The sequence below is a fragment of the Paraburkholderia sp. SIMBA_054 genome (assembly GCF_046534875.1).
GTDB lineage: Bacteria > Pseudomonadota > Gammaproteobacteria > Burkholderiales > Burkholderiaceae > Paraburkholderia > Paraburkholderia hospita.
Genome location: NZ_JAWRXV010001615.1, coordinates 1 through 240 on the forward strand (window position 1 = coordinate 1; position 240 = coordinate 240).

Annotated in this window: 1 protein-coding gene; it reads right to left on the minus strand. The window is 57.9% G+C overall.

Annotated features, from left to right (window positions below; all coding sequences use genetic code 11):
• Positions 1 to 146 (minus strand): LysR family transcriptional regulator (locus SB822_RS60540; RefSeq protein WP_410859580.1); only part of this gene is annotated, 146 nt, incomplete at its 3' end.
• Positions 147 to 240: the final 94 nt, after the last annotated feature.

Sequence of the window (240 nt, forward strand, 5' to 3'; positions counted from 1 at the left end):
TCGAAAAGCGCCGCGCCCACCTCTTCCTCAAGCTTCGCGATCTGCCGGCTCAGCGCGGACACGGCCACATACAGCCGCGTCGATGCCTGGCTGAGCGAACCGCTGCGAGCCACCTCCAGAAAATAACGCAGTGCGGTGTTGTCCATATCGGTCGAGCTGCCCTTTGCCGTTTCGGCAACGATCGGTGCCAAATATTGTAATTGTCCACAAATATCGTCCACGCCAGGATTGCAGATAACG